Source organism: Streptomyces sp. NPDC006368 (genome assembly GCF_040612535.1).
Classification (GTDB): domain Bacteria; phylum Actinomycetota; class Actinomycetes; order Streptomycetales; family Streptomycetaceae; genus Streptomyces.
Genome location: NZ_JBEXQK010000044.1, coordinates 40,798 through 55,242 on the forward strand (window position 1 = coordinate 40,798; position 14,445 = coordinate 55,242).

The window sequence follows — 14,445 nt, forward strand, 5'->3', positions numbered from 1 at the left end:
GCCTCCAGTCTCCCTCCGCCCGCCCTTCCCGTCGCGCCCCTCCCTGTCACCGCTTCCGGCCACGGCCCCCGGTCACCGCTTGCGGCGCTTGCGCTCCCGCTCCCGCTCCCTTAACCGGTCGATCGTGTACGTGGCCCAGTCCCCGCGATGCAGGTTGCACCGCGAGGCCCCGATCATGGCGAGCCGCTGACAACGCCCGCCGTGCTTGGTACACGCGCCGCACTTCGACTGCCTACGAGCCATGCCGAACCGCCTCCCTGCGTCATGAGCCGATCGAGTCCCCGCCCGCAGGATCACCACCCGGCACCGCCTCCGGGAAGGCGCACGGCACCCCGGCCCGGGTGCGCTCCGGGCGCGTACGGCGACGCCACTGCGACGGTTCGCCGCCTGGTGCGCGGCTCCGGGGCGGAACCTGGAATGGCGAAGGTCCCCTATGCGCCGATTCAAGGGAGATGCGCGCCATGTCCAAGCGAGGGAACAAGCGCCGCACCCGCAAGAACCGCAAGGCCAACCACGGCAAGCACCCCAACTCCTGACCCCCGCCGGGGCCGGCCCGCCGGCCCCACCCCCGCCTCGGTCACCTCAATCGCCTCGGTCGCCTCGGTCGCGGTTCGTCAGCACCGCGAGCGCCCGACCGCCCCAAGGGCGCCGCCCCGCCGGCCTTCCGCCCCCATGGGAGGCGCTCCGCATGGTCCGCATGACGGCGCTCCTCGCCGTTGCCGTGTCACGGCCCAGCATGATCACGAACGCGGCGGCGCGACATCCATCAGCGGGAGTCCGCGGGTGGGGCAAACCCCGGGTAGCCCCTCAGGTCAGCGCCAGGCACACGGCGAACGGCACAGGGACCAGCGTGGCCGCGCCGAGCCACCTGCCGAGCCGGGCACCGCGCCGCAGCGGCAGGAGCACGTCCACGATGAGGATGGTCACCAGCGTGAACAGCCCTGTCACCGCCAGCAGCACCATCACCGCACCCGCGTGATCGAGCGTGTGATAGTCGCAGTTGGTGAGCCCGGGGCGAGCCAGGTCGTCCACGCTGCGGCAGTCCATCGGCAGGTAGGCGACCACCAACCACCGCACGAGGTGGAGCGGGACCATCGCCGGCACGCCCAAGCCGAGATTCACGAGCCCGGGCACCCAGAGCCCACCCCTCGCCCGCCGCCCACGATCGATGTCCACGCCCGCTCCAGGCATACCGCCCCGCCCCCCATTCGCCCCACGCCCGGGAGGGACGTACAAGATCGGCGAGCGGTTCCCCACCGTTCCGGCGGCCTCCCCGAACCGCCCCGGGCACTTACCCAACGGGTCGTCCCGTATGGTTATCCCATGACGGTTCCCAGCGACGCCCCTCGTGGGCGCCCCCGAGACATTCGCGCCCACCGGGCGATCCTGACCGCCGCGACCGAGCTCGTGACCGAACTCGGCTACGCGGCCACCTCCATCGGGGCCGTGGCGGCCCGGGCGGGTGTCGGCAAGGACACCGTCTACCGGCGCTGGTCGGGCAAGGCGGAGCTGGTGTACGAGGCGGTCTTCACCGAGACCGAGGCGGCCGAGGTTCCCGACACCGGCAGCCTGGCCGGCGACCTGACGGCGCTGTTGGAAGCCCTGATCCAGGAGTTCTCCGCCCCGGCCGCCGCCGCTGCGCTGCCGGGCCTGCTGGCCGACTTCTCCGCCGACCCCACGTTGCGGAGCCGTATCCGGACCCAGTTCCTGGCCCCGGCCAAGGACGGTCTGGTGGCCGTGTTCGAGCGAGCCGTCCAGCGCGGTGAGGCCGGCCCCGATGTCCCGGTCGACCTGGTTCTCGACACCCTCGCCGGCGCCGTCTTCTTCCACGTCGGGCTGGTGGGCGGGCAACCCCACCCCCGGCTCGCCCCTCAACTGGCCGCCATGGTCGGCCGCGGAATCGAGACCCGATGAACGCCTGGTTCCTCATCGCCGGCACAACCGCCGCGGCGGTCGCCGCCCTTCACTTCGTCGCGGGCGGCCGTGACGTGGTCCGACCCTTGCTGGCCGGCAACCTCACCGAGGAACCCCGGCGCGTCCTGCACGCGGTGTGGCACATGGTCACCGCCGACCTGGCCCTGGCCGCCGCAGCCCTGATCTGGCTGGGCCTGCGCGAACGAGACGGCGGCACCACCATCGCCTGGCTCCTCGCGGCCCACTTCGTCGCCTACTCGGGCGTGTTCCTCGCCGTGTCCCTGACGGCCGGCTGGTCGAAACCACTCCTGCGCCTGCCCCAGTGGATGCTGCTGCTGCCGGTGGCGGCACTGGCCGCAGCCGGGACCGCCTGAATTCCTGGACCGTGTGAACGCCTGGACCGTCTGCATGCCTGGCGAGTCGCGGAAACAAGGCGGCTTCCGCTCAACCACTGTGCGTACGGTGAGGCATGGGAGCCGGGGGAAGTACGCGAAATGCGACCAGCCGCCACTCATTGAGCGGCGCAAGCCGGTCGCCAGACAGTTCCTTGATTGCCGAAGTGGCCGCCAGAGAGGCTTTCCAGCCACTCTTGCACGACCACTCGTGGATTTGCGCGCAGCCCGGTCGCTGCCTACTTGCAGCCGACCTGTGCCCAGGAGCCGGCAGCGGCGCCGCCCCCGCCCACGACTGCGCCCGCACCAGCGGAGGCTCCGATCTGACAGGGGCTTTCCCCGCCGCCTCCGGCCGACGCCGGGGTAGCACCGAGTGCGGCCCCGCCGAAGGCGAGTACGAGACTTGTCAGCACGACAGTTATTGAACGCTTGATTTTCACGGGAATCTCCTCATGGGCCCGAACGACCGCCGCGGCCCTGATTGGACTTCACTTTCCACCGTACTCCTGTACAACGTGTCGCCCCACTGGGGAAATCCGGTAACCCATTCAAGAAATGAGGTTTCAAGCGTCAGCGCCTCCAAGGGCTGCCCTGCTTTCCCATGGCAAGCCCCACAGGATCGCCGCGCAGCGTTATGCGACCTGGGCGGCCGACAGATACGTGGCCCTTGGATTCACGGGAGGACCGGGACGACGAGACGGCTGCGTGCTCGAACCGCACACACGAACCTCGCCAGTTGGCCGGACGTGCTCGTGCCGGAGCGGGCACCCCCGTTCGTGACTGCGTCGGCAATCACGTGGTGGCGTACTGGCGCACGCACCTGATGATGGGGCGGCTCACGCCGAGTCCCGCAGCGGCTGCGGCAGTCGCAGCGGCCGTTTCGTCCTGTGCGGACACGCCCTCCACACCCAGCTTCGGGCCGACGGGCTCTGGCTCGGCATCGCAGGGAACCAGACCGTACGAACGGGCGGGCCCTCATGCAACTCGGCACCGAGGCCGTCGGCTTGGTCGTTCATCGAGCCCTTCGACAGCATTCCCGAGATCAACGCTGGAGAGCGCTGACGGTTGTGTGGCTGCAGTACCCGAGCCGCATCATCGAGCCCGCCCGGTGGCCTGACCCCGGCGCGGCGCGCTGAGTGACGTGCCGCCTACGGTCCAACCGCCCGCCCCTGTTGATTTCGGAAGGGATGACGAGGGCCTCGCTGGTGAGGTCATTCTCATGTTGGGAGTTCGGGTGTTGCGATGACCGCTGGAACTCAAGGGGCCGGGCAGGGAGCGTTTTTGTGCGTTCGGACTCACACGAGAGAGACCTTGCCCCATAGCCTGTGAGTGTCGAGCCTCACAGAGGGAGGGCAAGGCTGTGTCATCCGATGCAACCCCGGACCCGTACGACAGCCCCGTCGCCTTCGGGCAGCGGCTGAGGATCCTCCGGACTCGCCGCGGCATGACACGCGTCCAGATGGGCGGTCTGCTCGGCGGCAAGAGCGCCTCGTGGGTGCGGGCGCTCGAAGAAGGACGGCTGAAGGTGCCCCGGCTCGTAGTGGTCCGGCGGATCGCGGAGGTGCTACGCGTCCGTGATCTTGCCGAGCTCACAGGGGACCAGTCCATGCACGTCGATCTGTTCAGCGGGCCGGGTCATCCGCGGCTCGCCGCCGTCCGTGCCGCCGTGGACGCCTTCCCGCTTCCTGCGGACGAGGAGGCGCCGCCCGCAGAGCATCTGCGGGCTCGCCTCGCCCCCGCATGGGCGGCCGCCGGGACCGGCCAGGAGGCCCGCCGGGGTGCCCGCCTTCATCGTGCCGGAGCCGAAGGGCTGACCCCGACCGCCCCCTCCGGCCGAGCCCCCCCCGTCGCGGCCGGCCGGGCCCCACCGTACGAGGTCGGCGAGGGGGACGCCGATCGCGTCGGCAATGAGGTCGAGAGCGTCGAGCGATGCCGATTGATGACCCTGCTCGATGCGGTTGTACGAGGGCCGATCGAGGCCGATTCGGTTCGCCACCGACTCTTGGGTGAGGTTCCCGTGGAGTCGTGCCGCGCGGATCTGCTCGCCGATCTGTGGCCGTGTTGCGAGGACGTGGTCCGGCGGTGGGGTGGAGCGTGGCACCGTCCTGCGCTCACGAATCAGGTTCGAAAAGACCGGAGGCCGGAACCTACCGAGCGGGTGACCTCAGGGGCGACCTCGGTGGGGATTTGTGGCCTCGATGTGGCCCCGCGAAGAGAGAAGGCCCTCCAGTCAAGATCGACTGGAGGGCCCAATCAGGCTTTCACCTGCTGTTTCTCGCTGTGGGCGCGGACGGTTTCGAACCGCCGACATCTGCTTTGTAAGAGCAGCGCTCTACCCCTGAGCTACGCACCCGTGGAGTGAGGCAACAGCGTACATGGCACACCGGTGCATCCCGCAAACCCATGGCCCGGACCTGTGGCGTGGGACGGAGTCGGGGGTTGTCCCCACCCCCGGGACGGTGGACGGCCGGATCGTGGGGTGTCGTGCGTTTACGTGGCGTGAAGGGCACACAGCAGCGCTACCCGGGGGTCATCGTGGCCGGACGCCGTATCCACCGTCACCGTTCGTTCGTCGCCGTCGGCGGAGTCGTGCTGGTGGCGCTCGGGGTCGGGGGGTGCGGGAGCACCGACGTGGCGGGGGCGCCGGTGGAGCGGAAGACGTTTCCGTTCGAGGGGCGGGCGCTGACGATCGACTCGGACGACTCCGAGCTGGTGCTGGTGCCCGCCGACGTGGAGGACGTGGAGGTCACCCGGCAGGTCGACGGGTGGGTGGTCGCGGGTGAGGGGCCGGAGGCCCGGTGGGGCATGGAGGGCGGGAAGCTCACGCTGCGGCTGGGGTGCGACGCGATGATCAGCAACTGTCGGGCCCGGTACGAGGTGAGGGTGCCGCGCGCCGTCGCCGTCACGGTGGAGAACGACCACGGGGCCGTGACCGCCGACGGGTTCCGTACGGCGCTGAGGATCCGGTCCGACAACGGCAAGGTGGTCGTGCGCGACGGCTCGGGGCCGTTGGACGTGCAGAGCGGCAACGGGGAGATCGCCGTCGAGCGGTCCACGTCCAGGAACGTCATCGCGCGCGCCGACAACGGTGAGGTGCGGCTGGCCCTCGCGGCGTGCCCGACCGGGTGGAGACCGTCAGCGACAACGGCTCGATCAGCATCGAGCTGCCCGGCGGCCCGGGCGGCAGCGGGCACGAGGTCGCGTACGCCGTGACCGCGCGGAGCGACAACGGAGACGTCACGGTGGACGTGCCGACCGACGAGAGCAGCGCCCACGTGGTGAAGGCCCGCAGTGACAACGGGGAAGTGACCGTGCGTACGGCGAACTAACGGGCCGGTGTGTTCGTCCTTACTGGTGGGAGAATTGACCGGCAGGGGCGGACACGGCACGGGAGCGGGATGTGACGGCGACACACGCGCGGCGGTACGCGAAGGACCTGCTCGCGCTGGTGCTGCTGCCGGTGCCGCTGCTGATCGCGGCCGCCCCGGCCGCCTTCGCAGGTGGGGGTACGCGCCGCTGGTTCGGCGGACGTGGCGAGAGTCAGCGCGCCGACGCGCAGGCCGCCAAGGACGCCGCCGCGGCGGCGTTCTACGAGCTGGACACCGCGCAGCGTGATCTGCGGATCTCGATCGAGACGATCACGGCGGTGGACGGCTCCCCCGCCGCGCGGCGCGCGGCGGACGACTTCGCGGCGCTCGGGCGGCGCATCGACGAGGTGAGCCACGCGTACATCACCGCAGTCGACGCGTACGACTTGGACCGGGACGGCCTGGAGGCCTCCGTCGCCGCACGCGCGCGCGGTGAGCTCAACCGGGCCAAGGACGCGCTCGTACGGGTCAAGGGCGAGCTGGACCGGTTCGAGCAGGGGCTGGGGCCGCTGCTCGACAAGGCGGAGACGCAGCTGGCGCGGCTGGCGCCCGCCGTGGAGCGGGCGAGGGCGGCGCTCCTCTCCGCGAGCACCGCTCTCGACGCGGTGCGGAGCTCCGGAATGCGAGCCGATGACCTCGCGGCCCGGCTCGCCGCGCTGGCCCCCGAACTCACCAGGCTCAACCAGGGCGCCGGCCACCACGGCGTCACCGACACCCTCCAGCGCGCCGACCGCGTCGTCCGGGACGCCGAGGCCGTACGGATGGAGGCCGAGCGGCTGCCCGAGCGCGCCGCCGAGATGGCCAAACGGCTCGTCTCCCTGCGTACCCGGGCCCAGGCGCTGGCCCACCGCGCCGCCGCCGTCGAGCCCGTCCTCAGCGAACTGCGCCGCCGCTACACCGTCGCCTGCTGGCAGGACCTCCAGCCCGTGCCCGAGCAGGCCGCGAAGAACGTCCGCCAGGCCGAGGAGAGGCTGAAGGAAGCGGAACTCGCCCACGCCGAACAGCGCTGGGCCGACACGACCGCCCTCCTCACCACCGTACGGGCGCTGCTCAACAGCACCGACGAGGCCGTCTCGGCCGCCGGCGAACGGCTGCGCCGGCTGAACGCCGTCGCCGAGGACCCGCAGCAGGAGATCGAGCGCACCCGGTTCGCCATCCGCGACGCCCAGCGCCTCGCCATGGCCGGCCGCACCACCCCCGACCCCCGGCACGCCCGTCCCCTCGACGACTCCGTCGCCCGGCTGGAGCGGGCCATTGCCGGGCTGGAGGGCCGTCACCCCGACTACTGGCGCTTCCTGCGCGAGACGGAGGCCGTGCGGACCACGGTCGCCCATGCCGTGGAGCTGATTCGTGAGGAACGGGGCGGTGGCGCTCGCCGCTAATCTGTGGCCATGCCTCGATACGAATACCGCTGCCGCACCTGTGGGGACTCCTTCGAGCTGAACCGCCCCATGGCCGAGTCCTCCGCCCCTGCCGCCTGCCCCGCCGGACACGACGACACCGTCAAGCTGCTGTCGGCCGTGGCCGTCGGCGGTACGGCGAAGGGCGGCGCCGCGCCCGCGCGAAGCGGCGGCGGAGGCGGAGGCGGGTGCTGCGGCGGAGGCTGCTGCGGCTGATCCCCGCCCGGCGACCCCGGCGTCACCCGCCGGCGACCCTGCCGATCGGCCGCGCCCCGACCGTGCGGCGGCCTTCAGGGTGCCTTCAGCTACGGGTCCCTAGCGTGGGGCCATGGAACGCTGGATCAACAGCCTCATGGACGCGCTGGGCGCGCCCGGCGCCGGGATCGCCATCGCCCTCGAGAACCTCTTCCCGCCCCTCCCCAGTGAGGTGATCCTGCCGCTGGCGGGGTTCGCCTCGGCGACCGGCCGGATGAACCTGATCGCCGTCCTGCTGTGGACGACCGCCGGGTCGGTGATCGGCGCGCTCGCGCTGTACGGGGTGGGGGCGGCGCTCGGCCGCGACCGTACGGTGGCCATAGCGGCGAAGCTGCCCCTGGTGAAGGTCGCCGACATCGAGCGCACGGAGGCGTGGTTCGCCCGCCACGGCACCAAGGCGGTGTTCTTCGGGCGGATGATCCCGATCTTCCGCTCGCTGATCTCGGTACCGGCCGGGATCGAGCGGATGCCGCTGCCGGTCTTCCTCGCGCTGACGACGCTGGGCAGCGCGCTGTGGAACACCGTCTTCGTCCTCGCCGGTTACACCCTGGGCGACAACTGGGAGGACGTCACGCGCTACGTGTCCCTCTACTCCAAGGCCGTGCTGGTGGTGGCGGTCGGCGCGGTCGTGGTGTTCGCGGGTGTGCGGCTGGTCAAGCCGGGTTCGGGAGCGCGGCGGAGCTGAGGAGGCGGCGCAGGATCTCCTCGCCCGCGAGGACGCCGTTCTCGTCGAGTACGTCCACGTTCCCGGCGCTCCAGCCGGTGTCGGCGAGCTCGCCGTGGCCCGGCCGCCAGGCCCGGTCGGCGGCGAGCAGCAGGTCGGCGTCGAGCAGCGAGTCACCGGCGGCCAGCACGCGGGACGCGCCGGTGCGTCGGGCGACTTCCCGCATCGCGGCGCTCTTGGTGAGCGGCTGCGGTACGGCGTACACCTTCCGGCCCTGGAGGGAGACGGTCCAGCCGCGTGCCTCCGCCCAGACGCCGAGCTCCTTGACCCAGCCTTCGGGCAGCAGGGCGCGTTCGACGACGAGATAGGCGAAGAGGTCCTCGGCGACCCGTTCCTTCAGCAGCCAGGCGGGGTCGGCGGCGGCCAGCAGATGGGCGCGGACCTCGTCGAGGGTGGCGCACTCGTCGGCGAGGCGGTCGGCGACGGTGCGCTGCCAGTCGGGGTCGGTGACGCCGTCGACGAGGAGGTGGCCGCCGTTGGCGCAGATCGCGTACTCGGGGTCGGGGCCGGGGAGCCGGATGCGGTGGTACTGCTCGCGGGTGCGGGTGGTGGTCGGGACGAAGACGGCGTGGCGCGGCAGTTCGGTGAGGAGCGCGGCGGCGGTCTCGGTCACGTACGACAGCGGTCTGTGCTGGTAGACCTCGACGCAGAGCAGGCGGGGCGCCCCGGCGTCCGGCATGGTCAGGCCGAGGGCGGCGGACGAGTAGATGAGCGTGCGGTCGAGGTCGCTGGCGATGAGCGTCTTCATGCCTGGCTCGCCGCCCTGCCGTCGGCGCCGGTGGCCCCTCGGGTGTACCGGGGGTGGATCAGGCCTACGCAGGTGTACGGCAGGTCGTCGGCCTCCTCGACCGGGACGCCCCGCTGGTCGGCGAGGAGGCGTACGTGGTCGAGGTCGGCGCCGGCGCCGCGCTGGGCGAGGATCTTCCACGGGACGCGGCGCAGCAGGACGCGGGTGGTCTCCCCCACGCCGGGCTTGACGAGGTTGACGTCGTGGATGCCGTACGCCTCGCTGATGCGCTCGACGGCGGCCCAGCCCTCCCAGGTGGGGGTGCGGTCGGTGGCGAGGAGCTCCTTGGCGTCGGCGTCGACGGCGTCGGTGACCGCGTCGAAGTGGGCGCCGACGGTGTCGAGGAAGGCGTGGGAGACGTCGGCGCGGGCGAGCTCGCGGTAGAACTTGGCGCCGTGGAAGTCGTGGGGGCCGACGAGGTCGGCGCGCAGGACGGTGCGCGATATGAGGCCGGACACGGTGGAGTTGAGGCAGGCGGAGGGGATGAGGAAGTCCTCGCGGGTGCCGTAGGTGCGGACGCAGGAGCCGGGGTCGGCGAGGACCGCGATCTCCGGGTTGAAGCCGTCGAAGTCCTTGAGGGCGTCGGCCAGTTCGCGGGTGATGGCGCCCTTGCCGGTCCAGCCGTCGACGAACACGACGTCGCCGGGGTTGTGGTGCTGTCGCAGCCAGCGCACGGCGTTGGCGTCGATGCCCCGGCCGCGCACGATCGACACGGCGTAGTGGGGGAGGTCGAGCCCGTGGCGGTGCTGGGCCCAGCGGCGCATGAGGACGCCGACAGGGGTGCCGGCGCGGGCGAGGGACACGAGCACGGGGCGCGGTGACCTCTCGGCGAGGACCGTCTCGGTGACGGCACCGACGGCGCGGGCGATACGGGCGGCGGAGGTCTTCAGCGCCGCGTGGAACAGCTCCTGGTAGCGGTCGCTCGGCTGGTACTCGACGGGCAGGGACTCGGCGTAGTGCGCGCCGCCCTTCTGGATCGCCTCCTCGCGCTCCTCGGTGGGCGCCTCCAGCTCGACGTCGGAGAGGTCCTGGAGGAGCCAGCCGACCTCTTCGGGGGCGTACGAGGAGAAGGCGGGACCGCGCAGCGGCTCGGGCAGCATGGAGGCACCTTTGGGTGTGTACGAGGGTGTGTACGAGGGGACGACGGCGAGCAGGACGCGCGGTATGTGCGCGGCGAGCCGGGCCAGCAGGCCGTCCGGGGCGTGCAGGGCGGGCGTGTCGGCGGTGGAGTCGACGACGGCGACGACCGCGTCGAAGCCCGCGCCCGCGACGTTGTAGGCGTAGCGGTCGCCGGGGCCGTCGGCGGGCTCGTCGTGTGCGGGGAAGACGAGCCGGGTGCGTATGGCGTAGCCGGGGTCGTCCACGGCGAGCACGGGAGAGCGGGTGGTGGTCGAGTACCGCACGTCCGCGTCGGCCAGCCGCTCCAGCGCGACGCCCAGGGCGAGCGGCGCGTACATCAGCTCCTCGCACCCGAGCACGAGGACCCGGGGCCGGGCGCCCTCGGAGGCGGCCTGGCGGGCCGGGTCGGCGGGCGCGAGCCCCAGCGCGGCGGCGAGGCGTTCCGCCATGGCCGGGAGCGCGGCGTCCAGGCGGGCGCGGTGGGCCGGGGTGAAGCCGTGCCGGCCTCCGTCCGGTACGCCGGCCGGCCAGCCGAGCTCCACGCGGTGGACGTCCACCGGGCCGCCCACCGGACCGTCCACCGACCGCGCGACCGACACGGCGGACACGGCCGAAGGGGCCGTTTCGTACCGCGCCACCAGCGCTTGGCCCTTCTCCAGCACGCCGTCCGGCAGGCGCACGGTCCCCGAGGCGAGCGTCACGAGGTCCACGCGGGCGCCGATCTCCGCCGCGAAGTCCGCGAGCCGGCCCCGGTCGGCCTCCGACCGCATGTCGACGAGGGCCACGATGACGTACCGCTCGCGCGGGTAGCGCTCGTGGAGGGCGCGCACCGTGTTGAGCACCGTGTTGCCGGTGGAGAACTCGTCGTCGACCAGCACCAGCGGCCCGGGGCCGGCGAGCAGCGCCGGGTCCTCGGGAAGGAGGAGGTGCGAGGTGGCGTGCGAGTGGGACTCCTCGAAGCCGCCCGCCCGCGCGACACCCTCGACGGGGCGGCGCGTCGAGTGCAGGTACGGCGCGACGCCCAGCCCGTCCGCGACCGAGTGGCCGAGGCCGGTCGCCGTCTCCGCGTACCCGAGGACGACCGCCCGGGGCGCGTCGGCGGGGCCGAGCAGCTCACGGACGCGTACGCCCAGGTCGTAACCGGACCGCCAGACCACACGCGGGCTCTGTGGGACGTGCTTGCCGAGCACGTGGGAGACGAGCAGGTGCGCCCGCTTCGGGTTGCGCCGCAGGGCCAGGCCCAGCAGGTCGCGCAGCGACGCGTCGCCGGTCAGCTCGACGCCGAGCCGCTCGGCGACCCATGTGCCCGACCACACCACGTTCTCGTTCTCCTTCACGCTCTCCTTCATGTTCTCCCTCGGGGGAGGCGCCGGGTGCGCGCGCCTGCCCGGAGGCACGGCCTCCACCGGCTCCACCGGTCCGACCGGCGTCACGTGGCCATTCCGGCCGTGAGCAGCTCCACGAAGCCGACGTCCTCCTTGGCGACGCCGAAGACCTCGGCGCGCTGGAGGGTCCGCTCGGCCCACGCGCGGTGCGGCTTCACCTCGTTCATCTTGTTCGTGTACGCGGAGCGCATCACTCCACCGCCGCCCCGCTCCGGCCGGAGGATGTCCTGCGCGTCGCTGAACTCCTCGTGGCTGACGACGGACAGCGCGTGCACGGGCAGCACGTGCGAGGGGTGGATGCAGGTCTTGCCCAGCAGCCCGTTGGCCCGGTCGAGCTCGATCTCCCGCAGCAGCCCGTCCAGGTCGTGCTCGATGAGCGCGGTGCGCAGCTCGTCGGCGCGCTGTTCCGTGAAGGGGCTGCGGCGCAGCTGCGGTTTGAACATGCGCTCGCCGAGGCGGAAGTACTCCCAGACCGGTCCGGTGATGGTGAATCCGGTGCCGTCGGAGCGGCCCAGCGCGTTCACCACGTCCCCGATGACGCCCGCGACGATCTGGACGTCGTAGGCGGTCATGTCGGGTGAGCGGCGCAGCCCGTACGCGGAGCAGAAGTCGGTGACGCCGAGCCGCAGGGCCAGGATCCGGTCGCGGTACTTGTCCACGATCCGGCCGATGCCGGTCAGGGTCTCGGCCCGGGTCTCCAGGTGGAGCAGTTCCGGGGACTCGAGGACGGGCATGGCGAACAGCCGTCGGCCGCTCGTCGCTTCGGCGGACGTGAGGGCCTCCAGGAAGGCCGCGCCACGCTCCTCCGTGAACTTGGGTAGTACGAATCCGGACAGCAGCCGCCCGGCCGTCCCCAGCCGCCGAACCAGGTCGGGAATCTGGGCGGGCTCGCGGACGCGGACGAAGAGCAGGGGCGTCTCGGCGCCGCGCCGGTGGAGGTCGCCGAGCTGGCGGACGAGATTCTCCTCGGCCCCTTCCACCTCGGCGTCATCAATGGAATCCTCCAGGCACAGCACCATCGATACGACCCCGCGTCCCACCTGCTTCAGGACGTCGTCGGCGAGCCGCGGCCGTGTGGCGGGGCTGTAGAGCGTGGCCCCGAGGGCCGCCGCGAGCACCCGCGCCGGGGATTCGCCGGTGAACTCGCAGGGCTCCCGATGGAAGAGCCCGACCCGGGAAGCGGGCGGGATGTGCCCGAAATGACGCATATAACTCCCCCGAACTGGCGGTGAGGCCCGGATGACATGTGGCCGGTAATAGTACGTAGAGACGGGTGTCGCGGGTTCCCCATGTGCATGAACTTCAGGTAACTCGGCTGCTTATCGCCCCCCACGCACGGCCACACCCGGCCCCCGCGTTGTCCGGCCCGTGGACGGCCAGGCAGGATGACGGGCATGACGCACGCCATGCTGAAGGGCTCGAACGTCCCGCTCGACGCCGCGGCCGTCCGGGCCGTCCTGTGCTGGACCCCCGGCCCGGGGATTCCCGACGTGGACGCCTCGGCGCTGCTGCTCGGCACCGACGGCCGGGTGCGTTCGGACGAGGACTTCGTCTTCTACAACCAGCCGCGTCACCCGTCCGGCCTGGTCCGGCGGCTGTCGAAGAAGCGCGTCACGGAGGGGCTGACCGACACGGTCGAGGCCGACCTGGCGGCGCTGGACGCGTCGGTGGACCAGGTGGTGCTGGCGGCGTCGTCGGACGGTGACACCTTCGACCGCGTACGGGACCTGCGGATCCTGCTGTACGACGCGGGCTCGGGCGCCGCCGAGCCGCTGGCCGTGTTCGACGTGAAGCCGGAGACGGGTGCGGAGACGGCGATCATCTGCGGCGAGCTGTACCGCCGCGGGGATGGCTGGAAGTTCCGCGCCGTAGGGCAGGGCTATCCGACGGGGCTGATCGGCCTGGCGACCGCGTTCGGCATCTCGGTGGACGAAGACGCCGAGGACGCCGAGGACGCCGGGCAGGACCGCGGCGAGGGCACCGGCGGGACGGCACCGGAGCCGGCGCCGGACGCGCGGCAGGAGCCGCAAGCCCCGGCCGCGCCTCCCGCTCCCCCGGCTCCGCCCACCACCCCTCCGGCTCCGCCCACCACCCCTCCGGCCCCGCCTCCGCCGGCCGGCGCGCCCGCGTACGGGTATCCGCAGCCCGCCTACGGCTACCCCCAGCCGGCCGCCGCTCCCGCGCCGCAGCCCGCGTACGGCTATCCCCAGCCGGCCGCCGCCGCGGCGCCCGCCCCGGACCCGGGCTTCCGGCTGCCGCCGATGGGCCCCCAGTTCGTACGGAACTGACCGGGCGAGGCCTCAGACCTTGCCGGCCTTGAAGCCGCGCCCCCACTGCAGGCCCCACCCGTACAGCCGGTCCAGCTCGGCCTGGAAGCCGTACACGAACCGCACCTCGCGGCGTACCACGAGCTCACCCTTGACGTTCTCCAGCAGGAACACCGCGCACGAGCGGGCCTGTGGGGCGCGTTCGTCGAGTTCGATCTCGATGCGCGGGCCGTTGCTCGGGTAGAGCGTCATCGTGGCGTGCGTGCGGTCGAAGGCCGGTGTCTGGTCGTAGATGTAGACGAAGAACAGCAGTCGCTTGATCGCCTCGCGGTGATCGAGGTTGACGAAGATCGTCTCGCCTGACGGTGCTCCGAACCGGTCGTCCCCGCTGAGCTTCACGTACGGCGGTGTGTTGAGGTCCCCGAAGAAGCCGCCGAGCGGCTGGACCACACCCTTGCTGCCGTCGGCCATCTCCCACAGGCACCCGATGTCGAGGTCCACGTTGACCACGCCCTGGGTGTGGGCCTGGACCACTTCGGGCTGGAAGAGCTTGAAGGGGTGCCGCAGCAGCCGGCCGCTCTGTTTGGAGCGGCCCTCGATGTCGGAGGTGCGCATCCGCCAGGAGAGGTTGACGCGCAGGTTGCCGGTGGCGGCGCCCTGTTTGGTGAGCGAGACGGTCGGCCGCCGCTTGGTCAGGTCGATGGAGTTCGTCGTGGCGCTGCCCGAGTCGAACTGTGCCACCGTGTTGTTCCGCCACAGGTTGTCCCAGAAGGCCATGCCCCACCCCGAGTCGTCCGATGCCTCATGGATACGCGGCGGGGCGGCCGGGAGCAC

The 14,445-nt window shown here is 72.0% G+C and carries 13 protein-coding genes, 1 tRNA gene and 2 pseudogenes; 8 read left to right on the forward strand and 8 right to left on the reverse strand.

Features of this window, described 5'->3' with window-relative positions:
- Positions 1-72 precede the first annotated feature (72 nt).
- Both ABZZ38_RS25580 and ABZZ38_RS25585 read right to left on the reverse strand, forming a co-directional pair.
- The gene (locus tag ABZZ38_RS25580; protein WP_356744024.1) at positions 73-243 is read right to left on the reverse strand and encodes a hypothetical protein; all 171 of its coding nucleotides are present in this window, start codon (positions 241-243) and stop codon (positions 73-75) included.
- Between the two features lie 564 nt (positions 244-807).
- Positions 808-1,122: a hypothetical protein gene (locus tag ABZZ38_RS25585; RefSeq protein ID WP_356744026.1), complete on the reverse strand. Its 315-nt coding sequence runs from the start codon at positions 1,120-1,122 to the stop codon at positions 808-810.
- Positions 1,123-1,323: 201 nt separating this feature from the next.
- On the opposite strand from ABZZ38_RS25585, the gene ABZZ38_RS25590 reads away from it, so the two are divergent.
- From ABZZ38_RS25590 to ABZZ38_RS25600, 3 genes and pseudogenes are all read left to right on the forward strand, one after another.
- Complete coding sequence (locus ABZZ38_RS25590) at positions 1,324-1,914, forward strand: TetR/AcrR family transcriptional regulator (protein ID WP_356744028.1); 591 nt, start codon at positions 1,324-1,326, stop codon at positions 1,912-1,914.
- Entirely contained in the window at positions 1,911-2,288 is a 378-nt protein-coding gene (locus ABZZ38_RS25595) for a hypothetical protein (protein ID WP_356744030.1), read from the forward strand. The genes ABZZ38_RS25590 and ABZZ38_RS25595 overlap by 4 nt, the downstream gene beginning before the upstream one ends.
- Before the next feature lie 1,477 nt (positions 2,289-3,765).
- A pseudogene (locus ABZZ38_RS25600) lies at positions 3,766-3,834 on the forward strand (hypothetical protein); the annotation flags it as partial.
- 36 nt (positions 3,835-3,870) lie between these two features.
- Here ABZZ38_RS25600 and ABZZ38_RS25605 read toward each other — a convergent pair.
- Positions 3,871-4,407, reverse strand: coding sequence for a helix-turn-helix transcriptional regulator (locus ABZZ38_RS25605; RefSeq protein WP_356744032.1), 537 nt, complete (start codon positions 4,405-4,407; stop codon positions 3,871-3,873).
- Positions 4,408-4,587: 180 nt separating this feature from the next.
- Positions 4,588-4,659 (reverse strand) — tRNA-Val (locus tag ABZZ38_RS25610).
- Positions 4,660-4,838: 179 nt separating this feature from the next.
- Here ABZZ38_RS25610 and ABZZ38_RS25615 point away from each other — a divergent pair.
- The 4 genes and pseudogenes from ABZZ38_RS25615 (at position 4,839) to ABZZ38_RS25630 (ending at position 8,014) form a co-directional block, all read left to right on the forward strand.
- Positions 4,839-5,635, forward strand: a pseudogene (locus tag ABZZ38_RS25615) (DUF4097 family beta strand repeat-containing protein).
- A 71-nt stretch (positions 5,636-5,706) separates the two neighbouring features.
- Positions 5,707-7,056 carry a hypothetical protein gene (locus tag ABZZ38_RS25620; RefSeq protein ID WP_356744034.1) on the forward strand — a complete coding sequence of 450 codons (1,350 nt, stop codon included), beginning with the start codon at positions 5,707-5,709 and terminating at the stop codon, positions 7,054-7,056.
- A gap of 9 nt (positions 7,057-7,065) precedes the next feature.
- A complete protein-coding gene (locus tag ABZZ38_RS25625; RefSeq protein ID WP_356744036.1) occupies positions 7,066-7,290 on the forward strand; it encodes a zinc ribbon domain-containing protein in 225 nt (74 codons plus the stop codon).
- Positions 7,291-7,402: 112 nt separating this feature from the next.
- Positions 7,403-8,014 carry a DedA family protein gene (locus tag ABZZ38_RS25630; protein WP_356744038.1) on the forward strand — a complete coding sequence of 204 codons (612 nt, stop codon included), beginning with the start codon at positions 7,403-7,405 and terminating at the stop codon, positions 8,012-8,014.
- Here ABZZ38_RS25630 and ABZZ38_RS25635 read toward each other — a convergent pair.
- The 3 genes from ABZZ38_RS25635 to ABZZ38_RS25645 form a co-directional block, all read right to left on the reverse strand.
- Positions 7,983-8,801, reverse strand: a complete 819-nt coding sequence (locus ABZZ38_RS25635; RefSeq protein ID WP_356744040.1) for an HAD family hydrolase — start codon at positions 8,799-8,801, stop codon at positions 7,983-7,985. The genes ABZZ38_RS25630 and ABZZ38_RS25635 overlap by 32 nt on opposite strands.
- Positions 8,798-11,308, reverse strand: a complete 2,511-nt coding sequence (locus tag ABZZ38_RS25640; protein ID WP_356744042.1) for a phosphoribosyltransferase — start codon at positions 11,306-11,308, stop codon at positions 8,798-8,800. The genes ABZZ38_RS25635 and ABZZ38_RS25640 overlap by 4 nt, the downstream gene beginning before the upstream one ends.
- A gap of 80 nt (positions 11,309-11,388) precedes the next feature.
- A complete protein-coding gene (locus tag ABZZ38_RS25645) occupies positions 11,389-12,552 on the reverse strand; it encodes an HpcH/HpaI aldolase/citrate lyase family protein (protein WP_356744044.1) in 1,164 nt (387 codons plus the stop codon).
- Between the two features lie 177 nt (positions 12,553-12,729).
- Here ABZZ38_RS25645 and ABZZ38_RS25650 point away from each other — a divergent pair, with 177 nt between their 5' ends.
- A complete protein-coding gene (locus ABZZ38_RS25650; protein ID WP_356744046.1) occupies positions 12,730-13,632 on the forward strand; it encodes a TerD family protein in 903 nt (300 codons plus the stop codon).
- Between the two features lie 12 nt (positions 13,633-13,644).
- On the opposite strand, the gene ABZZ38_RS25655 is transcribed toward ABZZ38_RS25650, so the two are convergent.
- Positions 13,645-14,388 (reverse strand): Tellurium resistance, encoded by a 744-nt coding sequence (locus ABZZ38_RS25655; protein ID WP_356744056.1) that lies wholly within the window; start codon positions 14,386-14,388, stop codon positions 13,645-13,647.
- Positions 14,389-14,445: the final 57 nt, after the last annotated feature.